Raw genomic sequence first — 25,233 nt, 5'->3', positions numbered from 1 at the left:
CTAAATTTTAAGGAATAAGTGTCGTAAAAAGATAAAGGAAAAAAATAGAAATCAAAACTAATCCCTGCATAATATTGGTTCGTCCCGTTGCCAGCGAAATTGTAATTATAAATAAAGACAATCCTAACAAAAGCATTGACTTTAAATCTATACCAAGTGTCATTCTGAAATCACCAATTACCGAAGCCACAGCTACAGCAGGAATACTGAGACCGATACTTGCCAATGCAGACCCAAAGGCCAGATTAAGACTCGTCTGTAATCGATTATTATATGCAGCACGGATTGCCGCAATTCCTTCAGGCAATAAAACAATTCCGGCTATGATTATTCCAACGATAGATTTGGGAGCTCCGACTTTGAATACAAGATCCTCAACATCTTTTGAGAGATATTTCGCTAAAAGAACGACAATTCCCAAACATAAAATCAAAAATATAATGCTGTAAAGCATCATCTTTCGAGTGGGTTTTTCTGGAAGGATTTCAGTCTCTTCATTCGCATCATCACTATTTTTCGGAATGGGCGCAATGAAAAAAGCACGGTGTCTGATGGTCTGAACCATTGTAAAACCTATATATAATAACAAACAGATAACAGAAATAAAGATTAACTGCAATGAAGTATATTCTCCTTCACTGTGACTTGTCGTGTAATTTGGAAGAATAAGTATAAATACTACAATCACAACAAGTGTAATCATTGCGGTACTTACACCCTGCAGCGTAAAAACTTGTTGTTTATAACGGATTGATCCAACAACAATACAAATACCGATAATCCCTGTAAGAATAACCATCACAGCGGCAAATACAGTATCTCTCGCAAGACTAATTGTTTCCAAGCCTTTTGCACTCAGCATTATCGAAATAATAAGAGAAACTTCTATCACGGTTATTGCAAAAGCCAAAAGTAAAGTTCCATAAGGCTCGCCTACCCGATAAGCAATGATTTCCGAATGATAAACCGCTGCTAAAACGGCTCCTATAAGGAAGAATGTAAGGATTAAAGAATATAAATGTCCCGTTAGCGAATAATGCAGCAAATAGACTATCCAAGCCAATATGGGAACAATTATCGTCCAGCCTAAAAGATAGATCTTTTTTTTCATATATTTTAATTATCTGATGATTGAAAATCTTGGTTGGTAAAATCAGATAACATCATAGTCGTTCAAAGTTGTTACAAAATGATAATCAATAAAACTTTTAGAAGTCTTGCATAATTCTAACAATTCTTCATCGGTGTGGTATTCAAAATTAAAATCGTCAGGAACATCAATTTTATATTCTGTTATTATTTCTGTATCCAGAAGATCAATTGCCATCAGATCATTAAGTGAACTAAGCAGACTTTTTTCTTTCAGAAGAGGCATTTTCTGCGTGACAGAGTTTTTAAATTTATATAATATGATTGTTTTCATTTTTTTATTTTTTCTTTCTCGAACGTAACAAGCTGCATCCTAATAGACGAAAGATATTGCTTTAGATCCTGAACCGTAATATCCTCCTGATTTATAGACATAAAAAGAGGCGTTTCATTCAACAGGAAATATAATTCTGGATGTGAAGACTGAATTTTACCCGTTACTTTAAAGATCTTTCTTGTAAGATTCTGCAAATTATCTGGTGGTCTCATATTTTTTATTTAAATGGAGCATAACATTGTAGGATATTTTCAAATAAAAAAGGACAGGGGCTTTAAAAGCACCTGCCCCTTTTTCTATTAAAAACCCATCAAAACATATGTACTATTTCTCTGGATTTAATATGCTCATTATGAAAGTTGAGTATTATTAAGAATCTTAATAACCTCTTCACGGCTTTTGCTTAGTTTATTTTCTAATCTTCCCAGCAATTCATTTTCTTTTCCTTTTTCAAGCACTAAATCTGAATCTTTAAGTTGTGAAAATTTTTCTTTCAATTGTTTTGATTGTTCTTTCCAATCTCCTGTAATTTTAAAAGCCTCATGAGCTTTATTGTGATTTGTATTCATAATTCGAATTTGTATGTAACAGAATTATTACAATCCAAAGGTGATCTATTTTAATCTTATCCTGTTATACATTTCGAAAGTAGATTTACAGATATCACACTTTATTATAAATCCTCTAAATTTTTCAGACGTTTTTGCTTCAGCTGTTTATAAAAAGAAGGCGAAAGTCCTGTTATTTTTTTAAACTGGTTGGAAAGATGTGCAACACTGCTGTAATTGAGTTTATAAGAGATTTCGGTAAGATTGAGTTCATCATACAAAAGCAGCTCTTTTACCCTTTCCACTTTATTGATAATGATAAAATGCTGTAAGGTCATTCCTTTCACTTCGGAAAATGTGTTGGCAAGGTAAGTGTAATCGTAGCCAAGCTTTTCACTGATGTAATCTGAGAAATTTTCTTTAGGAAGAGATTCGGAATAATGGATCATTTCTGTGACTGTATTTTTTATTTTTTCGATCAGAATGCTTTTTTTGTCATCCAGTAATTCAAGTCCGGTTTTGAGGAGGTTTTCTTTTAACAACTGTCGCTGTTCATCCGTAATATCATCCAATATTTCTACAAGTCCCAGATCTACTATGGCATTTCTGATATTCAGTTTTTCAAGCTCCTGATGAACCACCATTTTGCAGCGCAGGCTTACCATATATTTTATATATAACTTCATAATCCTTACCGTATTTCGAGTTTGTCAATCTATATGTTGACAGCCACTCTTTCAAAGTTAGTCCTTTAAATTTTAATATCTATGATTTATGTAACAAATTGAAAGACTATTACAAACCTTTCTTTTTTTAATAGATGACCTTTACATATAATTAAAAATATTTTAAAATGTCAAAAGAAAAGGATACAAAGAAAAAAACAGATAAAACACCTGCGTCAAAATCACTAAAAGAGAAACGGGAAGACAAACAAAACAAAAGGAAAGACAAAGAAAATGAAAGTCGCAACGCAACAACCTAAATGGTAGAAATAAAAAAAGAAGGAGTTATACTCAGAAAAACCAACATAAGTTTTGAAAACGAAGGAGTTCTGAATCCGGCAATCATTAAGGAAAATGGCAAAATACATTTATTTTATCGCGCTGTTGCCAAAGGTAATTTTTCAACTGTCGGGCATTGTATATTATCAGATCCACTTACGGTAGAAAAACGGTCAGATTCGCCAATCATTATTCCTGAATATGAATATGAAAAACACGGTATAGAAGATCCTCGAATTGTAAAAATAGATGATCTATTTTATCTTACTTACACCAGTTATGACGGCATCAATGCTTTAGGATCATTAACGACTTCAAAAGATCTTAAATCCTGGAAAAATGACGGAATTATTGTTCCGAAAATTTCTTATGAGGAGTTTAAGTTTTTATCGGAATCAGCGGGTTTAATACCGGATAAATATAGAAGATACAACCAATTTCAAATTAGTCATCCTGACAGTGACCCTATTTTTTTATGGGATAAAAATCTGATTTTCTTCCCCAGAAAAATAAACGATAAATTTTATTTCCTTCACAGAATAAGACCTGACATTCAGATTGTCAGCATAAAAAATATAGAAGATCTGAATTCTAATTTCTGGCAGGATTACTTTTCACATTTTAAAGACCATATTCTTTTATCACCTAAATACGATCACGAATCAAGTTATATCGGAGGCGGATGTCCGCCAATAGAAACAGAATATGGCTGGCTGGTGATTTATCACGGTGCTTATGATACCGTTAATGGTTATGTTTACAACGGCTGTGCAGCTTTATTGAACATTGAAAATCCTGAAAAAGAAATTTCCCGACTTCCCTATCCGCTTTTCAAACCCGAAGAAGAATGGGAACTGAAGGGTGAAGTTAACAATGTGTGTTTCCCGACAGGAACCATTGTAGAAAATGACAGACTGTATATCTATTATGGAGCTGCAGACGAAAGAATAGCTGTTGCATCACTCAATATTTCAAAACTATTGAAAGAGTTAATGATGTACGCGGTATAAAGATGATTAGGCAGAATATGGTTAAAGAAGAAATTAAAAATGAATAAAAGTATTAATTCAGACGTGGAGGATAAAGCAATTAGACAATCTTATAATGATAAAAAGCATAAAACCTATAATAACACCAACATTGTCTTTATAAGCACTTTCCCTCCGAAAGTATGTGGGATTGCTACCTACACACAAGATTTGATACAATCCCTTCAGTCGAAATTCGGAGATTCATTCAACGCAATCATTTGCCCGATAGAAACAGAAGAGGAAAACTATGAGTATAATGAATATATTGAGTATAAATTAAATCTCTCAGATGCCTTTTCTTATTTGGAATTGGCTGCAAAGATCAATAAAAACGATACAGTTGATTTGGTGATGCTTCAGCACGAATTCGGCTTTTTTAATGAAACCCGAAATGGGTTGTTTCTTTTTCTCAAGAACTTAAAAAAAGATGTTGTTATCTCTTTTCACACTGTTTTGCCGAAACCTGATAAAGAGCTAAAGCAAAAGGTGAAAGAAATTGCCGATTTTGCAAAATCTATTGTTGTAATGACGAGTATTTCTGCGGACATTCTCTCGAATGATTATGAAATTCCTTCCGATAAAATTACGGTAATCCCTCACGGAACACATCTCCTGCCTTTCACAGACAAAATTGCGCTGAAAGAAAAGTATAAACTTAAAAATAAAAAAGTTCTTTCCACTTTCGGATTACTAGGTTCCGGAAAAAATATTGAAACGACACTGAAAGCCTTACCGGAAATCGTTGCTAAAAATCCTTATGTAATTTTTTTAATTCTTGGCAAAACACATCCTGCAATAGTAAGGCACGAAGGCGAAAAATATCGTGATTTTTTGGAAGATCTCACTTGTAAACTTCATCTGGAAAACAACATCCGCTTTATCAATGATTATCTGCCACTCCCGGAATTACTAGAATATCTTCAGCTTACCGATGTTTATCTTTTCACGTCAAAAGACAGAAACCAGGCAGTGAGCGGAACATTTTCCTATGCAATCAGCTGCGGATGCGCTATTGTTTCCACTCCAATTCCACACGCTTTGGAAGTTTTAAAGGAAGATATCGGAATTATTATTGATTTTGAAGCTCCGGAGCAATTGTCTTCTGCAGTAAACACATTATTAGAAAATGAAAGCAAACGGGAGGAGCTACGTCAGAAATCATTGGAAAAAATGGCTCCGACAGCGTGGGAAAATTCATCTATTTTACACGCTTTGTTATTTCAGAAATTTAGAAATAATAAAACAGAACTTAATTATACTCTACCGGAAATCAATCTTGGGCATATTCAAAATATGACAACCGATTTCGGGATGATTCAGTTTTCAAAGATCAGTAAACCAGATATCAATTCAGGATATACGCTCGATGATAATGCACGGGCGATGATTGCTATTTGCAAGCATTTTCAGATCAGTAAAGACAAAGCAGATCTGCAATTAATTTCAATTTATTTAAACTTTATTAAATTTTGCCAGCATAATGACGGGAGTTTCTTGAATTACGTTGACGAGCACAAACAGTTTACACAGCAGAATTACGAAACTAATCTGGATGATTCCAACGGAAGAGCAATCTGGGCTTTAGGTTATTTAATTTCATTGAAACAAATTTTGCCGCAGGAATTTTCCGAGACTGCAGAAAAGATCATTCAAAAAAATCTTATCTGGGCAGAAAAAATCCATTCTACAAGAGCAATGGCTTTTATTATTAAAGGATTGCATTATCAAAACTCAGAAAAAAACCTTCCTTTATTAAAAGAATTAGCGAATCGTCTAGTAAAAATGTATCAACATGAAGCAAAAGACGATTGGCATTGGTTTGAGGGTTATCTGACCTACGGAAACAGTGTATTGCCGGAAGCTTTACTGTGTGCGTGGATTTCAACCAAAGATGAGCTTTACAAACAAATCGCAGAAGAATCTTTCCAATTTCTGTTATCTAAAATTATAATTGATGGCAATATAAAAGTGATTTCCAATAAAGGCTGGATGCAAAAAGAAAACACTGAAAACAGCACTCCAATTGGTGGAGAACAACCTATTGATATTGCTTATACTATTTTGGCATTATCATTATTTTACAAAATTTTTAATGATGAAAAATATTTACAGATGATGAATAACTCATTCAATTGGTTTTTGGGAAAAAATCATTTGAATCAGATCGTTTATAACCCTGCAACGGGAGGTTGTTATGATGGGCTTGAGGAAAAAAATGTAAATCTCAATCAGGGGGCAGAATCTACCGTCAGTTATCTGATGGCAAGGCTCAGTCTGGAATTTTCAATAGAATAAATAACTCCCTTTTGATACTTAAAATGAAACATACAATTAATAAAAGAAGAATTAAATTTCGCCTGCTCAATAAAAAAAACAGCTTGAATAAAATCTCTCATACTGAATTTGCCTCATTGCTTTATATCAGAAATACCAATATCGCCTTAAATAAAGACCTGGAAGAAATTCTTCGTATACTAAAAGAGCTGCAAAAAATAAATAAAAAATCCCGATTGGTTTTTAAGACCAACTGTACATTGACTCAACATATTCTTTGGGAAACCATTATCAATGAGATAAATCAAAATCTTATGTATATAAAACTCCAAATTGAATACCTAAAAGAAAATACTATACAAGCAAACCACTTTAATTTTTCTTTGTTTTGGCAACAGAATAAAATTTTCGTGAAAACCATTGAAGACAATTACGAAAAACTGGAGCTGTTAGGACATGAAATTCTCCCCAATGAAGAATTACTATATTGGAGAGCAAACATTTGTAATATGTATGATGAGTTTTTTCATATTCTGATTTCACTTTTAAATATTGGCAAAATAGAGCTAAACTTTATCAAAACCCATTCTCCTCATAATCTATCAGAGATCATACAGAACATTATTATAAACATTCCAAAAATCAAAAATAATGATAAACTTAAAAGGTATGAACGAATATATATTGAGGCTTTAAAAAACTATAAAGAGGAATCTAGCGAAAGACTTAGCTTTTGGAATGTAGTATTAAAAGCTTTGAGCATGAATAAAGATAAATCTCCCTCAGAACAAATAATGCTAGGAAGATGGATTGATGGTAAGGATAGAAGAATGATTAATAGCATTTAAAAACAATTTTAACCTCATAAAATTAATAGCATGAAACTGTTCAGCCAAAATTGCCTTGATATACGGTTTTAAATTATTTCTATACCGGTTTCCTATCCTTCTCCAATTTCCAAACACGGTGATTGGCGACCGCATTAATGAAAGATTCATCAGAATTATTATTCTTCAAATCCCTAATCATTAAAATAAATCTATGAATACTATACGCTTATATAAATTTAAAGATTCAATCACCAGGAAAATACCTTTTTTGAATAAGGAATCTAATTTGGATATTTTAGATGATCCGAGGCAAATTACAACGTTAGATATTCAAATTGTTACGGAATATGTAATTAATATCCCCAGTGCCTTTACTTATGAAGATCTGTCGTACAAAGAATTGATACACCTATGCAGTTCTGCAAAACAAACTATAGAACATTATTTTATTAAAAACAACAATGGCTATGATCTGATATAATATTTCTGAATTACAAAATTATATCTACAACCTGAAATAAGAAGCTTATATTATTTCTAATAGTCCATCCGCCAGCATTTTCTACTGAATTTCAGAAATTCAATCAATCCTCCGAAACCTGTAAAGAGATTTCTTATTTTTAAAAAAAAAATCCTACATATAGATTAGGATACTCGTTCCTTCCATAAACCCCTATCTTTAAATTTATCACCTCTGTAAACCTCTTCCGCAATAATTTTAGATTAAAAATCTATCTTTTCAGAATTTTGAATTGATTGTGATTTCAAACTTTCAAAATTCTTCTGACTTTCAGTATCGTTAAACTTCCTTGTATGTCTTTTGGTACTTTGCAATTGATTTAGGTTTAATTATTTAGATATTTTTTGTCTAACTGAAAATAATTATTAATGATTATTTGTCTAATTATTTTAAATATCCTTTTAAGCAAGAATAAATAGAGAAAAATCTAATCGAATAATTATGGTTAAATAAAATCTGTTTATTGATATTTTATTTTGATTATCTTAAGTTTCTGTAAAAAAACCATTGTCTGAAATCCCATGTCCCACTCAAACCACTTCGTTGCATTATTAGGTCTTTGCGGATGCTTATGATGATTATTGTGATAGGCTTCGCCCCAGAAAATAAAATCAAATGGTAGAATATTCTTTGAAGTATTTGTTAACTTATAGTTTTCATAACCAAATTTATGCGCCCACCAATTTACTGCCATTCCCTGTAGAGAACCCATTATTACAGTCGCTGGTAAAAAAAGCCATTGCCACCAAGCGGTTGCCAATAAAGCATAAATAATTACATATGCAGCAATCCAACAAAATCTTGTAATATAATTGTGTGCTATTTTATCAAACCTCTCCCATTCCGGAAGATTCTTTTTGTATTTTTCAGCGGCATCTGTTTTTCCTATATAAAGGTTAAAATAGTTATTTCGTGTCGTCCACATCATCACAAAAGGATTAGGATCGTTGTGAGGTGAATGCGGATCTTCGGTTTTATCTGTATGTGCATGATGCAAACGGTGCATTAGACCATACGTGTAAGCGCTGATGTAAGAGGAACCCTGAGTAAAAAAACAGCCGAGGTAAAACATCTTTTCCCAAAATTTTGACATTGTGAAAAGATTGTGTGCAGCATAACGATGGTGAAAAACCGACTGAAAAAAAAGAGATCCATACCAATGGATGAGTATAAAAATTAATATTGCCATAAGTTTTAAATTAAAGTGAATAATTATCGTAGAAGTATTACGGAAGACAAAGAAAAAATTATGCTTTATTGATGAGCCATTATTCACACGAAAATTAATTTTCATTCTGCAATATCTTTTATAAGGTACGACAATTTTGTGAATTTGTTTTGATTTTCTTTCAAAGATTTATAAAATAAATAGGAAAATAAAAATGTTGTGCCCTCTTTACTCATCAATATCAATTTACATTCTATCACTTTCAAAACATTATTTATTTATAAATAAAATGGTTTATGTAATGTTTCATGAGACAGATACCCGCTTTAATTATAGAAATTCATTATCAATATTTGTCATATTTTTTAAAATCTCAATCAAGATGTGAAAGACGATCGAAGTAAGACCAAATCAATCATATCAACTTCGATTATTTCATATGCTTAAGACTTTACAACTATAAGAAATCAAATGCTAAATTCGCAATAGCCAATTTTTGTTTAATTTGGCTCAAACGTACAAGGTCATCGATAAAAGTGTTTGAAGATACGCTCGTCTTGGTCGCAAGACAGGATTATTATTTTAATATTTCAGAAATTCTTTCCAAATCTTCCACCAAATGTTTCGACATTTCTTCGGTCCTGGGTACAAAAAAATCCTCTGCTAACAATAGTTTCAGAGGATTTTTATTTTAAAGGGTGACTATTTTTCCAAGTCTTTTTTTTATTTAATTATTATATTCAAATGCAACATTTGAACAGTTGCATGACCTAGTTTTACTGGTAACAATGAGCTATACAGGAAAGTAAATTGAACCATACAGGAAAGTCAGTTGGTTGATAAATAGAGACCTTTGTCTTATACATTAAATCAATCATATGTCAGAAATTACAAAAATTCAATTGGGTCAAAATGGACCTATGGTATCCAAGCTGGGGCTTGGATGTATGCGGATGTCTTCCATCTGGGGCGGGCCAACACCGGACGAAGCGGAAAGCATTGCCACCATTCATCAGGCTTTGGATAATGGTATCGACTTCCTGAATACTGGTGATTTTTACGGTGCAGGCCACAATGAAATCCTCATCGGAAAAGCTTTAAAAGGAAGAAGGGAACAGGCTTTTATCAGTGTCAAATTCGGGGCGATCTTCCATAACGGTCAATGGATCGGGATGGATCTTCGTCCGATAGCAATTAAAAACTTTGTCAACTATTCGCTGACCCGCTTGGGAGTTGAGGTTATTGACCTTTATCAACCCAGCAGGATAGACGACAGCGTACCCATCGAAGACATCATCGGAACGATCGCCGACCTGGTGGAGGAAGGCAAGGTACGTCATATCGGAGTATCTGAAATCACTGCTGATCAGCTTCGGAAAGCTAACAGCATTTATCCTATCAGCGCACTGGAGATAGGTTACTCTCTGGCTGATCGTCAGATTGAAAACGACCTCTTGCCGGCGGCTAAAGAATTAGGAATTAGCATCGTAGCATTTGCCAATACGGCAGAAGGCCTTTTAACCGGCGACCTACAGACACCTTTGCCGGTTGACGATTATCGGAATCACTTCTCGCGGTTTCAGGGTGACAACCTTATCTATAATCTTGAAAAAGTGGCCGTATTAAAAGAAATGGCACACGTTAAAAATGTTAGCCCTACACAGCTTGCGATTGCCTGGGTGAAAGAACAGGGCAACCATATCATGCCATTGGTGAGCATGAGCCGCAGATCAAGACTGCCTGAAAATATCGCCGCGATGGAAATTATGTTTACCCCGGACGAGATGAACATTTTAAACACTACATTTGCAATTGGTGCCATCAAAGGCGGCACTTACCTACAAAGATAAATGGAAAGTCCAGCAGAAATTCTTCCCGGTGTTATATTTTACTCCTATCTTTCTTCAGAACGAAAGGAAAAGGCCTGTGTTTGGAATCACCATACCCTGATATTGCAGGTCTCCGGTCAGATGGTTCTGGAAACTTCTGATCAGAATATCAGCATCTCTGCCGGAGAAGTATTGCTGATCCATAAAAATCAGCTGGGAACATTAACTAAAATGCCTGGATCAAATGGTCATTATGAAACGATCGTCATCTCCCTGCAAGAGGATCTGATGCGACAGATTGTGCTGGAGGATAAAATGGAAGTTCACGGTAAATATACAGGATCTCCGAATCTATGCCTTCCCAATAATGCGTTTCTCACAGGATATTTCCAGTCTATCATTCCTTATGCCAGAAGCTCTGGTTCTGAAATGACCGATGAATTGGGGCTGTTAAAGGTGAAGGAAGGTATCAAGTTAATGCTGATTGCCGTTCCCGAGCTTCATAATTTTCTGTTCGACTTTTCAGAACCTTACAAGATCGATCTGGAAAGATTTATGTTGAGCAATTATCATTTCAATGTGCCGGTTGAAAAGCTGGCACAGCTGACCGGGAGAAGCCTTTCAGGTTTTAAAAGGGATTTTCAGAAGATATTCGGAATGCCTCCACGTAAGTGGCTGCAGGATAAAAGACTGAATGAGGCCCGACATCTCCTTGAAAATAAAAATAAAAAACCGTCCTCCATCTATCTCGACCTGGGTTTTGAAAGCCTGTCACATTTCTCTTATGCATTCAAGAAGAAATTCGGGAGAGCGCTGACCGATGGTTTGGTAAAAACTGATTAAAATTACGTAGTGCATCGAAAAGATGAAGAGTTAAATAATTAACTTTAAGAAAAAATTCAGAACAAAATGAAATTTTAGCGTTTTCTAATAACCCGGTTTGATATCAAATGTCCTTTCGTATTAAGAATATGCTTTATTATCAATGTCTTTTAAGCACATAGCTGTAGGTGAAAGCGATCTTCTGATCCTGAAGGTCCCATTTTGCAGTTTCTGTGTTGATCAGTTCTCCATGCTTTTTGCTGATATCCCTCAAAGAATTGCCAACCGACTTCCGAAGGTATTCACTATCGTTGGCTTTATGCCGGCTTATGAGATCGATAGCCACTTCAGGATGCATTTTAAAATAAGGTCGCCCCGTCCATATCCGCAGACCTTCGGTAACTGCACGGCAAACATTGGGATGTTCATCACTGAGCCATTCCTTAATTTCGGGGAGCGAATTTTCATAGCCATTCTCTTTGCAGTAATGGTCAAATGCCTTTGCAATGATTTCCTGTACCTGCCAGCTTTCATCTGAGCGGGCAATTCCTTTTAATAAACAAAGTACGGAACAATCTTTGGATGCAATAAATCCGAGGATGAAGATTGCACAACATCGCACTTGGTAGAACTCACTCCGAAGCATATCAACAGCTATAGCTTTTGAATCCGATAACGTTTCTTTATCGACTATTCTTTGAGCTTCCAGTTCAAAAGGTTTGAAGCCGTGTTCCACTGCCATTAATTTATCTATAAGCGCATTCATTATTTCATTATTTAATCTGTATCAATCTTTCATTCACATTAGTATTTGAATTAACTTTGCCTGATTCCTATTAATTTTACTTTATTAAGCCAAATTTTACGTTGATTTTCATCAGAGGTTTTAATAATTCCTATGTAAGTAACTTTTACCGGTTTTATTCCGCAAAACTGCAGAACCGATTTCCTGAGCTGATTCACACTTGGTCTTCCAAACATCAATCTGTAATATAGCCCAGGTTGATCTAATGTCGTAATAATATGTGCTGTTTTACCCTTCAGAAGCTTATCCCACCAGACAGAATTTTTCCTGTATCTGAAAGCATATCCGGGTAAAAACAACCTGTCAATAAAACCTTTTGTGATTGCCGGTAACCCACCCCACCAGACAGGATGAATCCAGACCAGATGATCTGCCCAGACAATTTTTTCCCAAGCCTGTATAAGATCAGGTTCCAGTTGCATTATTTTCTGATATCCAAACTGAAGATTAGGATTAAAGTCCAGTTCTGCAATAATAATTTCCTTTACCTCAGCACCTGATTCAACAGCTCCTTTCCTGTAGGATTCAGCAATTCCAAAATTAAAGGATTCCTTATTTGGGTGACCATTGATAATCAATATTTTTTTCATTATGCTCATTTAATACTGTCAACAATTTAAAGATATATTTTGTAATACAGATTGTTTTAAAGAAATTAAAAACTTATTGAAATCAATTCCTGCAATCGGCGCTAAAGTTAAAAAAGATTGCGATATACATCTTTGATTCAAAAATTATAAAATCGAAACCCACTGCAATCCAAGTCGCAGTGGGTTTTTATATGAGTTTCGATCGTGGGTATAAATAATAAATGGATTAAAACTAAAGTAAAAAAACTTTTGTTCTGTGTCTCTTTTTCTCAGATTTAATTTTTTTAAAGATGAGTTACCATATTTATTTATCAGATAATCGTTTTTCTACTACTGAGCATATTATCAGGATCTTTGCTATAGTCTTTTTTTATTTCTTTGAGCCTGTCATAATTTTCCTGAAAATAAACACGTGTCGGAATGCTGTCGTCTTTAAAACTGATGAAAGCACCATATGTGGCAGGAATCTCATAATTTCGGCAAACCTCTAACCAATCCATAGCACGGTTCACGTAAGGCTGAACTTTAGGATTTTCAATGCCGTCATTGTCCCACCACGCTTGATATTGGATCGTATAAAAGCATTTTTTATATGCGAAAGAACTTCCTTCCGGAAATTGGTTTGCGGCAAAATCATAATCCCGGTAATACGCTCCCGAAATAGCTCCTAAAGTAAAATAAGTATTCATCCCCTGCTTTTCACCTTCTGTAACCAAAAGGTTCGACTCCAGACTTTCTATCAGCTTAATTCTCCTTTGCGATGCAAGTTCTTCATCATCTATAACCGTGGCAAATCTTGAAGTGATTTTATGTGGTGCAGGTTTGTCTATTTCAGGTGGAATAGCCTGGTAGTGATGAGGTAAGAAATCAGTGTTATATAAAGCTTCTAAAACCGGATGTTTATTCTGCTTTGTATCCCATTTTACAATTCTGTCCCAAGCTGAGAATGGGCTCCATTGCCGTTTGTGAACATCCGATACGGCAGTGAGCTTACCTGAGTTATTGCTAACATTATTGGATAATACTGCCTCGATACTATCTTCAAAATTAACATTGTACTGCCTAAACTGGTTCTTTGGAAACCACTTTTCTTCAATAATGCGCTGCAGGTTGTCTTCAAAATCCTTCTGGCTCTGAAACTGGTCTTTGCTTCCCATGTAATATCCATAAAAATAGCAATTATGTAAAGATTTTTCTACGGGAGTTGTATCCTGTAGATCTTTGAATTTAGCAACCACTTTAAGATTAGTGCCCAGTAAGTCAATATTTTCATTATATCCTATAAGCTCTTCCCAACGTTTAAGGATATCAACAGCAGGCGGAATATCCTGACCAAATTTTTGGTCCCATGCAACGGTAAATTTAGTCGTATAATCAGGCATGGTGAATGTTTTATAAATAAGTTCCGTAATAATACCATAACTCATACCGCCGCCACCGCGTAATGCCCACAAAATTTTGCGGTCTTCTTCATTAAGATCCAGCACCGGCTGTCCTTTATATTCAGGGATAAGCTTATTATCTACGATAGTCCGGTATGAGCCATCACCCAATACAATGGTTACGCCGGCAAGACTTTCGCATCCCATACCTTTTTGTCGGGTCCATGGTCCCCATCCGCCACCAAATGTAAATCCTGCTATACGTACAGAATAACATGTACCGTGTGGCAACCCTACATTCTGTGCATTCATTTGTTTTATCAGGTCGATAAACATGATTCCGGGCTGGATGGTTGCATAGTTGAGATCCGCATTAATATCGACTTTTGTCATTTTGGAAAGGTCTAGTACAAGAGCATCAGTTGCCGAACATTCCCCTTCATGATCATGACCGCCAGAACGAATTCTCAATACCCCTGTATAATTGTTCTCTCTAATACATTTAATGATTTCAGAAACTTGTTGTGTATTGGTACAGAATACAATTGCCGTCGGCCGGAACTGAAAATAAGTATTGAATATTTGTCTTTTGTCGTTGTACTCTTTATTTGTTAAAGGCGAATCAAACAATATTTCAGGCATATTGTCCTTTGGAAGATATTCCTTTAAGATCTCGATGATATTGAGCGTAGTTTCCATGAAATGGTGGTTTATTGATTATTAGTTTTATAGTTAGCTTAAGTAGTAAGCTTATTTAAAAATGAATGAATCAAATGTAAGTGAATTTATAAACAGTTTATTAAGTATTTTTACTGATTTTACGGAAACCATCAGTTCTTAAATACTGAAATATTAACTTTAAGATTGTAAATTTACCTTCCGTTTTCAAGCCATTCTTTGAAAGCAGTAACTTTCAGGCGGCTAACAATCGTTTGATTTTCAGGCTTAATTTTAAGCTCTAATATAACTTTTCTGTTGAAATAAGGCTGAATCGTTATGATAGCATTTCTGTTAACAAGCATCTGGCGATTGATCCTGAAAAAAATATGAGGATCGCAAGCATTCGTGATATAATCCATATTCTTGAAAACAGGATATCTCTTCCTGTCCAATGTATATAAATAAACAATATCCTGCTCTATGGCAAACATTGCAATATTTTCTGTAAAAACCACAATTGTTCTGTCTTTCTGCTGGGCAAGAAAACTTTCCTGATATACATGATTTTTTGATTTTTCTCCGGGAAATTCAAAGTTCAGCTGTCTTTTGAAACGCTCTGCCAGTTGCCTGAATTTATGGAGTGCATTCAGGACTTCCTCATCTTCAAAAGGTTTCAGAATATATTCTATTCCGTTGTTTCTGATAGCTTTAAGCGCATATTCATCGTAAGCAGTACAAAATATAACCGGGATACTGACATCAATATGGCGGAATATTTCAAAACTATGTCCGTCTGACAAATGGATATCAAGAAATATTAAATCTATATTCTGGCCGTACTTTGCAAGATAAGACACGGTCTCCGCAATGGAATCCAACGTTCTGAGAACGATAAAATCTTTATCTTTTTCGATGATTTCCTGCAACATCCGGGCTGTGTGATGCTCATCTTCCACCAACAAAACATTCATAATTAAATTAATTTTAGCTTTACTTCAAATATATCATCATCCGAAGTACTGACAATTCCATCGGATATCTTTAATAAGGCATAGCGCTGTGCAATATTTTCAAGACCAAATCCGGAAACTTTTCCGACGGTAAGTTTCGGTAATCTGTTATTTCTTATTAAAATGTAATGATTTTCTGTATAAATATTTATTTCCAGAGGTTTTGACGAAGAAATTCTGTTGTGTTTAAAACAATTCTCTGCAATAATCTGAAGGCTCAGTGTAGGAATTTGCTTCTGCAAAAGGTTTTCATCGATATTAATGGAGACTTTTATAGCGCCTTCGTTCCTGGTCTGCATGAGAAAAAAATAAGATTTCAGTACATCGATTTCATCTTTAAGAGATGTGGTGGATGTTTTGTTCAAAGAAAGCGTCAGCCTGTAAAAATTGGAAAGACTCATGACAAACTGTTCCGAGGAAGGATGCTGATTCCTTATCATGGTACGCAGCGTATTGAAAGAATTGAACAAAAAATGAGGGTCTACTTTCGTTCTGAGTTCCTGCAGCTGAACTTTGTAATTTTCAATCAGGATCTGCTCTTTCTCCAGCTGAAGTTTTGAAATGCTTTCGTTAGCTTTCAGTGCGAATTGAATAATGAAAAACAATACTGCCGCAAAAAATAATTTAACAATAAATACCCATTTGATCGCATTAGGAATTTTAAATATCAACAGGGCAAAAAGGACATAAACAATAAAGACAAAAGATGCAACAACTGCCGTAATAACGAGATTCTTATATTTTGTTTTGATATTGGAGACCGCTTGTAAAATGTACCAGAGAACATACAAAACAATAGAAGCATACAGCCATTTCTCTGCAAATCCGTCCGGCTGAATACCAGAAGTTTCCGAAATGGAAAAGAAATTAAGCCCCGGCAAAATGATGGCCAGTGCTATAGGCAGTATGATATGTATCCTTTTTTTCATGTAAAAGGTTCTTTAATTTAAATAAAATAAGAATCAGACAATGGCTTTCTAATAATTTTAATTTTTCTATTCAAATCTAATAAACATTTCGTAAAGATTTAGGCCTTAATACAGCATATATTTACAGCCCAAAACTATATCCGATATTAAATCTCAATCCTCTGGATCTTATCTCCTGAATGGGTTCTGATTTTTGACGAAGATCGAAAGTAAAAACACTCCAGTTTGTAGCGGTATTATCTTCATAAAGCTTCAGGCTATTGATAAAATCATATCCTATTCCCAGCGAAATTTTATGAATCCCTGATAATTTATATTCCAGGCTGCTCATCCCATACCAATTGTTTATCCTTATAAAACGACTGTTCTCATCACTTGCCGAAAGTCTGTAGCTGCCTGCGCTTGCAAATATTTCATTAGTCCAGGAGAGTTTATCATTAATGCTATAAATAAGCTTTGGCCGGATCGGAAGAAGACCTGTAAGCTGCAATTTGGGTGTAATTTGATAATCAAAGGATATGAACGGATTCAATTGATGCCCATAAAACTGCCTGTTATAGGAAATTCACCAGCCTGTCTTTAGATTATCATTATGCTGTATCGTGTATCTTGCACCGAAAGAATAACGGAAATCTTCTTCACTAATATCCTTAAAATCGGAATATGCACCAACCTGCGCAAAGAAATACAATTTATATTTTTGCTTTATTTTTACTTGCCAGAAAACGAAAAAATCTGTTCCATAAAGATCTTTTGAGAATGCAGGATCGAGACCGGAAATACTTCTTGATTTAAATTGGAGTCTTCCGCCAACTGCTTCTTCGTTATCACGGTAAATTGGAAAGTTCAGAAAAGCATCCACATCTTTTATTTTTCCTTTTACAGAATCATTTTTGATTTTATCTGATCCATAACTAACCCCAAAAAGATCGGGCTTCCCTTCCTGAGCCTGGATTTTGATGATGAAGAATATAGATAATAACAGTAATAATCCTCTATTCATTATTCTAATTTTTTTACTTTTTTGTATTAGCATTGGTGCAACTATTAAAGGATAATTTTACCATCAGCCATCTCAATAATACGGTCGCAATTGGCAGCAAACTCATCATCGTGAGTAACCGCAATGATGGTTTGCCCCCTTTCTTTTGCGAGTTCCCGAAAAATTTCGAAAACAATTTCTGTGTTTTTAGAATCCAGATTTCCGGTCGGCTCATCGCCCATAATAATTGCCGGATCATTAATCAATGCCCTGGCAATAGCTACGCGCTGTTGCTGACCTCCTGATATTTTAGAAGCTTTTTTATGTTCGTGCCCTTTTATATCGAGTAAGCTGAGAAGTTCCATTGCTTTATGTTCAATTTGTTCTTTTGGATGTTTTTTAAGTTTCAATGCGGGAAGCATGACATTATCCAGCACTGAAAATTCGGGCAGAAGGTAGTGGAACTGAAACACAAAACCGATATGTTCGTTACGGAAGGCAGAGAGTTGATTCTGCTTCAGACCCGTCACTAAAGTCTCATTGATTGAAATACGGCCTTCATAATCTGTATCCATAGTAGAAAGAAGATACAATAAGGTTGATTTTCCGGATCCCGATTTTCCTACAACAGCAACAAATTCACCTTTTTCCACTTCAAAAGAGACTTCTTTAAGCACCTGGAATTTTTCGGGTTCATAAAAATATTTATTGATATTATGTATTGATAATGCTTTCATAATTATAAAAAATTAATGTGTTCATTTTGGGTTTTTCATCCATAAAAAAAGGGTGATAATTAAAATCTCAATAATCGTAAGAACAATAAAGAGAATCAGTAATATAATTACCATAATCAGATTTTTAATACGGCTTTCAGCAATGTCTTGACTGCTGTATTTGCTGTTTTCAGATGGCCTGATTGTGATGTTCTTGAAATTTTCCGGACTCATAAAAATTATTGTTGATTCAGGTTTTTATTTCAGATCAATTATAAAAGAGGTAGCAATAGTAGCAAAACACCTCCTGCCCGTATGTATCGCAATAGTGATAATATGTCCAATATTCACGATATGCTTCCGCATAAAAAATCAGGATCAATACAATTACAAATAGTTTGATGTAGATTAAAACAGCGTCTTCATTATTTTCCCGATTGTTTGTTTTCATCATCCTCTCAAAATGGCTACAGGATCTATTTTCGAAGCATTTCTGGCGGGCAGATATCCTGCAATTGCCGTTATCAGCAATCCGAATACAAAGGCTAAAACATAATCGGTCGGACTGTAATCGATTGGCAAAGTGGTAAAAGAGCCTATCTTAAAAGGAATCTGGTCGACAATCATAGAAACAATATACCCAAAAGCAAGCCCCGTAAATCCACCGATAAGACCAATAATGACAGACTGTGTAAGAAAAATTTCAACAATATCGCTACTGTTAAAACCCATTGCTTTCAGGATGGCAATTTCTTTGATTTTTTCATTGACCGTCATATTCATGATATTATAAATTCCGAATCCTGCAACGATAAGAATCGTAAAAGAAACTGCTACTGCGAGAATATTCCGGAGAACATTTGCAGAATCCAGCTGGGCATTTCCTTCCTGCCACGCTTCAACTTTATAATCGGTCATCGAAGCTATTTTTTTTGAGACTTCTTTAGATTTATTAAAATCATCTATATTGATAAGAATATCGGTTGCATAGCTTCTGTTCTTTGAGAAAAGCTGTCTCGCTGTACGAATAGAAATAATAGCTCTGGTCTTATCTACACTGGCAGAACCGGTTTCGATGATTCCTATGATCTTAAAAATTCTTGAGATCCCGTCTGAGGTGAGTACCGTGATATTGTCGTCCATTCCTACTCCAAGATTTTGTGCCAGTTTCACCCCGAGAATAATTCCGTCTGCACGCTTTTCAAGGTCAAAAAAATTACCCTGCAGCATATAATCTGCTGTATGAAAAAGATGATCTTCATTTTCCACATCTACTCCGGAGAGAGAGGCATTGATTTTTGTCACGCCATTTCGAATGAAAATATTCTGATTAAGCTGTTCCGTTATTGCTGATATATTTTTCAGGCCTGAGACAGATGCTTTAATGGGTTCCGTATTTTTAATGCCTTCCGTATATCGTATATTTCTTGCATTGTTTACGATCACTAAGGTGTTATCATCTTTTTTAGATGGCTGCAAAATATTATTGACATCGGTCGGCAAATCATTATAGATCCTGATATGTGACATCGAAGTAAAGGTAATCTGCGTTTGGGCACTATTAACACCGGACATAAAACTGTTCATAAAAATATACATCGATATTCCAAATGTTACACTCAGAACGGCAACCAAAAGTTGTCTGACTTTGGATGATAGATGTACCCAGGATATTTTCCTATTCGTATTCATGACGTTTAGTCTTTAGGTTTTATGAGAATATCTTTTTCGGAAATCCCGCTGCGGATCTCTGTCCATTCATTATCTTTTGAACCAACAATTACCTGTCTTTGCTCATGATTTTCCAGTGTTACAAATTTTCCCTTAGAAATATAGGAAGTCGGTACCACCAGTACATTTTTTCTCTTCGATGTTTCTACATTGGCCTGAAGCTGTGTACCGGAAAAAACAGTTGCCGGAGTTTTGTCAAATTTTGCTTCGACGATGTATGACTGTTCTGTATCATCAAAAGCGGGTAAGATCTTAGCAACCGTTGCCATAAAATTTCCGTCAGGATAAGTATTGAGGTGAATCGCGGCTTTTTGTCCGGCCTGTATTTTAGCAATATCATCTTCCGAAACATAAAGTTTAATTTTAAATTTTCCACGCCCTATTTTTGCAATACCTTCTCCCTGTTTCACAAGCTCACCTTCCTTTTTGAATACATTTAGCACTTCGCCATTTCCTTCGGAACGGATGGTGTAATCTTTTAAAATATCTTGTTGCTGATTAACGCCTATTGCGCTTCTTCTCCTGGAAAGATCAAGTGCATTTTTTGAATCCTGATAATTTTTCTGAAGTGAAATTAAATTGTTCTGAGAAGACTGATACTGGAGTTGCGCCTTTTCAAAATCCAACTGGGAAACAGAGTTTTTCGCTCTTAGTTCCTGATACCGCTGAAAGTTTTTCCTGTCCTGCGCTACCTGATGCTGTGCCTGATCGATCTGCGACTGTAGCTGCATCAACTGCGGGGAGTTTGTGGAAGCATTTTCCTTTGACTGTGAGTAGACGGCTTCTGCATCTTTCAGCTGTTCTGTCTGTACATTGCTTTCGATGGTTGCGATAAGACTATTTTCGGCCAGCATATCGCCCTCTTTGATCGGAATATTCAAAATATTTCCGCTGATCTTGGCAGAGATTATATATTCATCTTCCATTTCTATATATCCGCTTGCAAAAACGGCATCCTCGATATTCTTTCTTACTGCTGATGTCTTTTCTGTTTTGGTACAGGAAACGAGCATTAATGCACATAAAAAAAGGCCCGTTCGTTTTGTTTTATTTATCATAATGTGTGCTATGGTTTATGAAAATCTATTGTCCGTAAGAAGATTTTATATTTTGCTAAAGAAAAATCTGAAAGGCTCTGGAGATAATTATACTGCGCGGAAAGAAGATCAGAATACCGGTCAAGACGTTCATCCAGACTGATGATTCCGCTTTCATATTTATTTTGGGTATGTATATCATTTTTCTCCTGCAATTCTAATATCCGGGTGCTTTTTTCAAGATCTGTGACAGACTGATCGTACTGAATTCTGAGTATCTCGTCTTCTTTATCTTTTACAATTTTTGTGTTTTCGAGCTGCATCTGCTGAATCTTCAGTTCAGCCTGAGATTCTTTTATTTTCTGGCTGATGGAAAAACCATTGAAAACAGGTACATTAATTTTAACTCCAAAAAATTGTTGAGGAAGCTTGTTAACATTTGAAAAGTCCATGAAATGATCCGTCGCCCAGTTGTAATTGTACTGATAAACGAATCCCAAAGATGGATATCGCATTGCTTCACTTTGTTTTATAAGTGACTTTGAAATATCGACCTGTTTTTCCTGAAAAAGGACTTCCGGATGAACAGCCTGAAAATCAGCATCAATAATATGACTCTCATCAATTCTGAGGTCTGATATCTGAATTTTTTCACGGAGATCAAGAATGCTTTGCAATTGGCGGTAAAGTTGAGCCAGGTTACTTTCTGTAGTTTTAAATTTCTTTTCATTCTGCAAATGTTGTATTGAAACACGGTTGAGATCAGATTCGCTGATGATGCCTTTCTGGTATTTTTCTGAGGCATTTTTCAGCATTTCTTTGGTCGTATTTATATTCTTTTCATCTATTTCTAATGATCTCTGAGCCAGCAATATGGAATAATACACAGAAGCCAGCTGATTGTAGGTATTGAAACGATTGACTTCCGTATTCAGTTTTCCTGCTTCTGACTGAAATTCGGATGTTTTAATCGCAAAGATCTTTTGAAAATCAAGAACATTCCACTGTGCCTGTAACGAAGCTGTATAAAGATAAGGTTTACCAAATGTCATTTCTTCAAAACTTCCTTCCGGTGCCTGTGGATTAAAAAGCCTTGACGGAACCAAAGTAGGCTGCAAAGTGATGTTGTCATTAAATCCCGCCGATGCATTGACGGATGGATACAGAAACGACCTTGACTGTTTTTCCCGAATGACATTCACGGCCTGCTGCTCTTCAGAAATACGTATGGAAATGCTATGTTTATCTGCATAGTCCAGTACTTCCTGAAAAGAACCAAATACGACCTGGCTTTTTACGGAAAGGCAAAACAGCATGGAAGACAGTATTAAAAATGATTTTCTCATGGATCTATAATCTCGTCCAGACCTGAGTTTTCGACATCATCCCGTAAGACGCTTTAATATTCAGCAAACCGTCTTTCGTAATCTGTGCTGAGCAGGATGCTGTTTTTCCTTTTTTTATGATGTAAACAGTACCATCTATATAGCTGTCTTTTCCTGAAGATTTCAGCCCGCTTATCTGCTTTTTACCAATTAAACCTGCATCTTCGGCTTTCCTGATAATAGCGTCATAAGAAGTTCCGTTCTTCACAAATTCTATCACTCTCGTTTTTCCTTCGTTAGTCCATTTTCCAATAAGTTTATCTTCAGAGGTCTGCGCCTTCATATTCATTGACAGAAGTATGAATATCAATGGGAAAATTACTCTTGCTGTTTTAAAAAAGTTTTTCATATTCAAATTGTTTATATTTTTAAAGAATTATAGATAAGATTCGGCCTATCTGTTTTCTGCTGCAAATATCAATAAGCAGATAAGGCAATACTCATAGAAACATATGCAAGTGGGCTATTGACAAAATGAAATGAACAAAACAGCGCTTTAAATGAACATCAACTTTATTTTTAAGCTTTTCAATAACAAATAATCCCCCGATAGTCTCGAGGGATTACATTACACATTGCCAAATAAGAGATGACTTTTACTTACTCAAAATTATCAAAATAGGTAAAGTCTTTGGTAATTTTACCGTTTTCGATAGTGAAAATCGTGCAGATTGGAAGTTCAAAAGTAGTATTATCAGGTGCTGTACCTGTTGATACAAATTCAACTATGATGTTGCTGTCTCCTGAAGTATATATTTTGATTATTTTATCTTTCACATCAGGAAACATCTGGTTTAAAGCGGTATACTTATCAATAATCTGCTGTTTTGATTGTTTTACAATACCTTTTCCCAGACTTGGATCTTTAAATTCGGCAGTCTCGGTGTACATTTCTGCCGTTTTTTTCCAGTCATGATTATTGAAATGCTTAAAATACTGTTGACCCAATTTCTCATTTTCAGTCGGTACTGTGCTTTTTCGATCGTTGCAGTTAATCAATATAAAGGCTGCAAAGGCTAATGTCAACAGATACTTCATTATTTTGTTTTTAATGGTTATAAAATTTTTAAATACTGAGATAATTAATCATTGGTGAGTTCCGAAGTCTGAGTATGAGTCTTAAATTTTCTTTTATAAAAAACCATAAAAGCTATCCAGATCACTAATAACACGGCAATCAAAATCAATTCCTTTTCATGCAGTCCATTTCTGAAAAAATTATTCAGCGAATGAAATGCCGCTACTGCCAGTAATGAATAAGTACTACTATATACTTTACCAATTCCCCAGGTTCCCAGAATCAGGACACCGAGAAAAATCATATTGGAGGGAGTGAATTCAAAATTCAAATGCCATACAAACCATAAAACAGCAATAATCGTTATGCTTTGAAATTTAGGTAAGTTTTTCAGCTGTTCCTGCAAAAACCCGCGCCAGCCGATTTCCTCCAATAATCCATACACTAAAACGGTGAAAAGAAGCATAATAGGAAATCTGCCTTCCTGAATAAAAGTTACCGTTCCGATCAATATCACAGGAAAAATCCAGAAAATCGTCAGCGGCAAAAACAGGTTTCGGTAATTTCCTTTCAGAGAAAGTTTTAACGGAATTTTAAAAAGTGTAATAGAAACAAAAGCGCCTATTGTCGGACCAATACCGCGAAGCAGTATCTTCAAAAATTCATTGTCTGCGAAATGAAAAAGATTAGTTTTAACAGCCAAAAAACGAAATAAAACTGCAATGGCGTAAAACACGATGATGCTCCCGATTTGTTTTTCTCTCATGGATTTTGTTTTTGAAATAAGAATATCCAAAGCTAATAATAACAAAGCGAAATAAAATTGACGATGGGTAAGTTTTAATTTCCGGTGACTCTTTTTCTGAGCCTGCTCAGGCTTTCTGCGGTTAATCCCAGATAAGAAGCTATTATTTTGAGAGGTGTACGCTGAAAAATTTCAGGACGCTGGCTGATGAGGTTGAGATAACGTTCTTTAGGGCTAAGCGTCAGCAGATTGATCTGCTCCTGCTGTTTTCGTAAAAATAAAATCTCAGAAATTGCCTTCCCGATTCGTAATCCTGTCTCATTTCTCGCGTACAGCTCATTGAGATCAGGATAGCTTATCGACCAGAGTGTACATTCTTCCAGCGCCTGGGTTTTAATTCCGGAAGGTTGCTGTCTGAGAAAAGAAAAATAATCACTCATAAAACTCTTTTCATACAAAAGGTTGATGCATATATCTTTTTTACCATTCCAAACGAATAGTCCTAAGGAGCCTTCGGCGACAATATTCAGATATTTTTCTACACCGTCATAATCCTTTATGATTTCATTTTTCTGAAACGTTCTTACTGTTAATTTTTCTGAAAATCGTTCCCAAATATTACTGTCTGCATGATAATACACTGAAAAGACTTCCTGAATCTGTTGAGGTGTCGGCATGAATGAAATTTTCATTAAAAATAAAATTTTAAATGTTATGAGTATTAAAAATTTAATTGATTAGCCATAACAATTTTCCTGAAAATTATTGGAACAGTTTTTGGCAGAAGTCAA

General features: G+C 35.2%; 28 protein-coding genes. 7 read left to right on the top strand and 21 right to left on the bottom strand.

The window, feature by feature from the left end:
• Positions 1–7 precede the first annotated feature (7 nt).
• The 5 genes from BLR30_RS12765 to BLR30_RS12745 all read right to left on the bottom strand — a co-directional run bounded on the left by BLR30_RS12765 (position 8) and on the right by BLR30_RS12745 (position 2,660).
• The gene (locus tag BLR30_RS12765; RefSeq protein WP_089859439.1) at positions 8–1,111 is read right to left on the bottom strand and encodes a calcium:cation antiporter; all 1,104 of its coding nucleotides are present in this window, start codon (positions 1,109–1,111) and stop codon (positions 8–10) included.
• A 42-nt stretch (positions 1,112–1,153) separates the two neighbouring features.
• Positions 1,154–1,423, bottom strand: coding sequence for a hypothetical protein (locus BLR30_RS12760; RefSeq protein ID WP_089859435.1), 270 nt, complete (start codon positions 1,421–1,423; stop codon positions 1,154–1,156).
• Positions 1,420–1,638: a hypothetical protein gene (locus tag BLR30_RS12755; protein ID WP_089859432.1), complete on the bottom strand. Its 219-nt coding sequence runs from the start codon at positions 1,636–1,638 to the stop codon at positions 1,420–1,422. The genes BLR30_RS12760 and BLR30_RS12755 overlap by 4 nt, the downstream gene beginning before the upstream one ends.
• Positions 1,639–1,776: 138 nt before the next feature.
• Positions 1,777–1,995 (bottom strand): CsbD family protein, encoded by a 219-nt coding sequence (locus tag BLR30_RS12750; RefSeq protein ID WP_089859429.1) that lies wholly within the window; start codon positions 1,993–1,995, stop codon positions 1,777–1,779.
• Between the two features lie 104 nt (positions 1,996–2,099).
• Positions 2,100–2,660, bottom strand: coding sequence for a helix-turn-helix domain-containing protein (locus tag BLR30_RS12745; RefSeq protein WP_228400765.1), 561 nt, complete (start codon positions 2,658–2,660; stop codon positions 2,100–2,102).
• Positions 2,661–2,827: 167 nt separating this feature from the next.
• Between BLR30_RS12745 and BLR30_RS18000 the strand changes: the two genes are divergently transcribed.
• From BLR30_RS18000 to BLR30_RS12725, 5 genes are all read left to right on the top strand, one after another.
• Complete coding sequence (locus BLR30_RS18000; RefSeq protein ID WP_262484108.1) at positions 2,828–2,959, top strand: hypothetical protein; 132 nt, start codon at positions 2,828–2,830, stop codon at positions 2,957–2,959.
• Positions 2,960–3,988: a glycoside hydrolase family 130 protein gene (locus tag BLR30_RS12740; protein WP_089859427.1), complete on the top strand. Its 1,029-nt coding sequence runs from the start codon at positions 2,960–2,962 to the stop codon at positions 3,986–3,988.
• Between the two features lie 39 nt (positions 3,989–4,027).
• Complete coding sequence (locus tag BLR30_RS12735) at positions 4,028–6,304, top strand: glycosyltransferase (protein ID WP_089859424.1); 2,277 nt, start codon at positions 4,028–4,030, stop codon at positions 6,302–6,304.
• A gap of 23 nt (positions 6,305–6,327) precedes the next feature.
• A complete protein-coding gene (locus BLR30_RS12730; RefSeq protein ID WP_089859422.1) occupies positions 6,328–7,131 on the top strand; it encodes a hypothetical protein in 804 nt (267 codons plus the stop codon).
• Positions 7,132–7,324: 193 nt separating this feature from the next.
• A complete protein-coding gene (locus BLR30_RS12725) occupies positions 7,325–7,594 on the top strand; it encodes a hypothetical protein (protein WP_089859419.1) in 270 nt (89 codons plus the stop codon).
• A gap of 499 nt (positions 7,595–8,093) precedes the next feature.
• Here BLR30_RS12725 and BLR30_RS12720 read toward each other — a convergent pair whose 3' ends face one another.
• Positions 8,094–8,822: a fatty acid desaturase gene (locus tag BLR30_RS12720; RefSeq protein WP_089859674.1), complete on the bottom strand. Its 729-nt coding sequence runs from the start codon at positions 8,820–8,822 to the stop codon at positions 8,094–8,096.
• An 857-nt stretch (positions 8,823–9,679) separates the two neighbouring features.
• Here BLR30_RS12720 and BLR30_RS12715 point away from each other — a divergent pair.
• Complete coding sequence (locus BLR30_RS12715) at positions 9,680–10,651, top strand: aldo/keto reductase (protein WP_089859416.1); 972 nt, start codon at positions 9,680–9,682, stop codon at positions 10,649–10,651.
• Entirely contained in the window at positions 10,652–11,473 is an 822-nt protein-coding gene (locus BLR30_RS12710) for a helix-turn-helix domain-containing protein (RefSeq protein WP_089859413.1), read from the top strand.
• A gap of 139 nt (positions 11,474–11,612) precedes the next feature.
• Here the strand turns inward: BLR30_RS12710 and BLR30_RS12705 are convergent, their stop codons facing one another.
• From BLR30_RS12705 to BLR30_RS12630, 15 genes are all read right to left on the bottom strand, one after another.
• Complete coding sequence (locus BLR30_RS12705) at positions 11,613–12,218, bottom strand: HEAT repeat domain-containing protein (RefSeq protein ID WP_089859410.1); 606 nt, start codon at positions 12,216–12,218, stop codon at positions 11,613–11,615.
• Between the two features lie 50 nt (positions 12,219–12,268).
• Positions 12,269–12,847, bottom strand: coding sequence for an NAD(P)H-dependent oxidoreductase (locus BLR30_RS12700; protein ID WP_089859408.1), 579 nt, complete (start codon positions 12,845–12,847; stop codon positions 12,269–12,271).
• A gap of 311 nt (positions 12,848–13,158) precedes the next feature.
• On the bottom strand, positions 13,159–14,928 hold the full coding sequence (locus tag BLR30_RS12695; RefSeq protein ID WP_089859406.1) for an FAD-dependent oxidoreductase: 1,770 nt from the start codon (positions 14,926–14,928) through the stop codon (positions 13,159–13,161).
• 173 nt (positions 14,929–15,101) lie between these two features.
• Positions 15,102–15,860: a LytR/AlgR family response regulator transcription factor gene (locus tag BLR30_RS12690; RefSeq protein ID WP_089859403.1), complete on the bottom strand. Its 759-nt coding sequence runs from the start codon at positions 15,858–15,860 to the stop codon at positions 15,102–15,104.
• A gap of 2 nt (positions 15,861–15,862) precedes the next feature.
• A complete protein-coding gene (locus BLR30_RS12685; protein WP_089859400.1) occupies positions 15,863–16,828 on the bottom strand; it encodes a sensor histidine kinase in 966 nt (321 codons plus the stop codon).
• Positions 16,829–16,949: 121 nt separating this feature from the next.
• Positions 16,950–17,318: a hypothetical protein gene (locus BLR30_RS12680; protein ID WP_089859397.1), complete on the bottom strand. Its 369-nt coding sequence runs from the start codon at positions 17,316–17,318 to the stop codon at positions 16,950–16,952.
• A gap of 75 nt (positions 17,319–17,393) precedes the next feature.
• Positions 17,394–17,831, bottom strand: a complete 438-nt coding sequence (locus BLR30_RS12675) for a hypothetical protein (protein ID WP_089859392.1) — start codon at positions 17,829–17,831, stop codon at positions 17,394–17,396.
• Positions 17,832–17,875: 44 nt separating this feature from the next.
• A complete protein-coding gene (locus BLR30_RS12670; RefSeq protein WP_089859388.1) occupies positions 17,876–18,547 on the bottom strand; it encodes an ABC transporter ATP-binding protein in 672 nt (223 codons plus the stop codon).
• Positions 18,548–18,976: 429 nt separating this feature from the next.
• A complete protein-coding gene (locus tag BLR30_RS12660; protein ID WP_089859382.1) occupies positions 18,977–20,218 on the bottom strand; it encodes an ABC transporter permease in 1,242 nt (413 codons plus the stop codon).
• A gap of 5 nt (positions 20,219–20,223) precedes the next feature.
• Positions 20,224–21,315: an efflux RND transporter periplasmic adaptor subunit gene (locus tag BLR30_RS12655; protein ID WP_089859378.1), complete on the bottom strand. Its 1,092-nt coding sequence runs from the start codon at positions 21,313–21,315 to the stop codon at positions 20,224–20,226.
• Positions 21,316–21,323: 8 nt separating this feature from the next.
• Positions 21,324–22,640 carry a TolC family protein gene (locus BLR30_RS12650; RefSeq protein ID WP_089859374.1) on the bottom strand — a complete coding sequence of 439 codons (1,317 nt, stop codon included), beginning with the start codon at positions 22,638–22,640 and terminating at the stop codon, positions 21,324–21,326.
• A gap of 4 nt (positions 22,641–22,644) precedes the next feature.
• A complete protein-coding gene (locus BLR30_RS12645; RefSeq protein WP_089859372.1) occupies positions 22,645–23,028 on the bottom strand; it encodes a DUF2147 domain-containing protein in 384 nt (127 codons plus the stop codon).
• Between the two features lie 251 nt (positions 23,029–23,279).
• Entirely contained in the window at positions 23,280–23,717 is a 438-nt protein-coding gene (locus BLR30_RS12640; protein WP_089859370.1) for a nuclear transport factor 2 family protein, read from the bottom strand.
• Between the two features lie 44 nt (positions 23,718–23,761).
• Entirely contained in the window at positions 23,762–24,463 is a 702-nt protein-coding gene (locus BLR30_RS12635; RefSeq protein ID WP_089859366.1) for a CPBP family intramembrane glutamic endopeptidase, read from the bottom strand.
• A 74-nt stretch (positions 24,464–24,537) separates the two neighbouring features.
• On the bottom strand, positions 24,538–25,134 hold the full coding sequence (locus tag BLR30_RS12630) for a Crp/Fnr family transcriptional regulator (RefSeq protein WP_089859364.1): 597 nt from the start codon (positions 25,132–25,134) through the stop codon (positions 24,538–24,540).
• Between the last annotated feature and the right edge of the window lie 99 nt (positions 25,135–25,233).

It is taken from the genome of Chryseobacterium taeanense, assembly GCF_900099685.1.
In the GTDB taxonomy this organism is placed as follows: domain Bacteria; phylum Bacteroidota; class Bacteroidia; order Flavobacteriales; family Weeksellaceae; genus Chryseobacterium; species Chryseobacterium taeanense.
This window is presented reverse-complemented; position numbering and strand designations above follow the sequence as displayed.

What these genes read in the sequence shown, in the direction of transcription:
- BLR30_RS12660 (WP_089859382.1), bottom strand. Translation starts at nt 20,218, where the DNA reads ATGAATACGAATAGGAAAATATCCTGGGTACATCTATCATCCAAAGTC.
- BLR30_RS12715 (WP_089859416.1), top strand. Translation starts at nt 9,680, where the DNA reads ATGTCAGAAATTACAAAAATTCAATTGGGTCAAAATGGACCTATGGTA.
- BLR30_RS12745 (WP_228400765.1), bottom strand. Translation starts at nt 2,660, where the DNA reads ATGAAGTTATATATAAAATATATGGTAAGCCTGCGCTGCAAAATGGTG.
- BLR30_RS12695 (WP_089859406.1), bottom strand. Translation starts at nt 14,928, where the DNA reads ATGGAAACTACGCTCAATATCATCGAGATCTTAAAGGAATATCTTCCA.
- BLR30_RS12630 (WP_089859364.1), bottom strand. Translation starts at nt 25,134, where the DNA reads ATGAAAATTTCATTCATGCCGACACCTCAACAGATTCAGGAAGTCTTT.
- BLR30_RS12635 (WP_089859366.1), bottom strand. Translation starts at nt 24,463, where the DNA reads ATGAGAGAAAAACAAATCGGGAGCATCATCGTGTTTTACGCCATTGCA.
- BLR30_RS12640 (WP_089859370.1), bottom strand. Translation starts at nt 23,717, where the DNA reads ATGAAGTATCTGTTGACATTAGCCTTTGCAGCCTTTATATTGATTAAC.
- BLR30_RS12760 (WP_089859435.1), bottom strand. Translation starts at nt 1,423, where the DNA reads ATGAAAACAATCATATTATATAAATTTAAAAACTCTGTCACGCAGAAA.
- BLR30_RS12755 (WP_089859432.1), bottom strand. Translation starts at nt 1,638, where the DNA reads ATGAGACCACCAGATAATTTGCAGAATCTTACAAGAAAGATCTTTAAA.
- BLR30_RS12690 (WP_089859403.1), bottom strand. Translation starts at nt 15,860, where the DNA reads ATGAATGTTTTGTTGGTGGAAGATGAGCATCACACAGCCCGGATGTTG.
- BLR30_RS12655 (WP_089859378.1), bottom strand. Translation starts at nt 21,315, where the DNA reads ATGATAAATAAAACAAAACGAACGGGCCTTTTTTTATGTGCATTAATG.
- BLR30_RS12725 (WP_089859419.1), top strand. Translation starts at nt 7,325, where the DNA reads ATGAATACTATACGCTTATATAAATTTAAAGATTCAATCACCAGGAAA.
- BLR30_RS12750 (WP_089859429.1), bottom strand. Translation starts at nt 1,995, where the DNA reads ATGAATACAAATCACAATAAAGCTCATGAGGCTTTTAAAATTACAGGA.
- BLR30_RS12720 (WP_089859674.1), bottom strand. Translation starts at nt 8,822, where the DNA reads ATGGCAATATTAATTTTTATACTCATCCATTGGTATGGATCTCTTTTT.
- BLR30_RS12685 (WP_089859400.1), bottom strand. Translation starts at nt 16,828, where the DNA reads ATGAAAAAAAGGATACATATCATACTGCCTATAGCACTGGCCATCATT.
- BLR30_RS12650 (WP_089859374.1), bottom strand. Translation starts at nt 22,640, where the DNA reads ATGAGAAAATCATTTTTAATACTGTCTTCCATGCTGTTTTGCCTTTCC.
- BLR30_RS12700 (WP_089859408.1), bottom strand. Translation starts at nt 12,847, where the DNA reads ATGAAAAAAATATTGATTATCAATGGTCACCCAAATAAGGAATCCTTT.
- BLR30_RS12740 (WP_089859427.1), top strand. Translation starts at nt 2,960, where the DNA reads ATGGTAGAAATAAAAAAAGAAGGAGTTATACTCAGAAAAACCAACATA.
- BLR30_RS18000 (WP_262484108.1), top strand. Translation starts at nt 2,828, where the DNA reads ATGTCAAAAGAAAAGGATACAAAGAAAAAAACAGATAAAACACCTGCG.
- BLR30_RS12735 (WP_089859424.1), top strand. Translation starts at nt 4,028, where the DNA reads ATGAATAAAAGTATTAATTCAGACGTGGAGGATAAAGCAATTAGACAA.
- BLR30_RS12710 (WP_089859413.1), top strand. Translation starts at nt 10,652, where the DNA reads ATGGAAAGTCCAGCAGAAATTCTTCCCGGTGTTATATTTTACTCCTAT.
- BLR30_RS12675 (WP_089859392.1), bottom strand. Translation starts at nt 17,831, where the DNA reads ATGAATAGAGGATTATTACTGTTATTATCTATATTCTTCATCATCAAA.
- BLR30_RS12670 (WP_089859388.1), bottom strand. Translation starts at nt 18,547, where the DNA reads ATGAAAGCATTATCAATACATAATATCAATAAATATTTTTATGAACCC.
- BLR30_RS12705 (WP_089859410.1), bottom strand. Translation starts at nt 12,218, where the DNA reads ATGAATGCGCTTATAGATAAATTAATGGCAGTGGAACACGGCTTCAAA.
- BLR30_RS12645 (WP_089859372.1), bottom strand. Translation starts at nt 23,028, where the DNA reads ATGAAAAACTTTTTTAAAACAGCAAGAGTAATTTTCCCATTGATATTC.
- BLR30_RS12765 (WP_089859439.1), bottom strand. Translation starts at nt 1,111, where the DNA reads ATGAAAAAAAAGATCTATCTTTTAGGCTGGACGATAATTGTTCCCATA.
- BLR30_RS12730 (WP_089859422.1), top strand. Translation starts at nt 6,328, where the DNA reads ATGAAACATACAATTAATAAAAGAAGAATTAAATTTCGCCTGCTCAAT.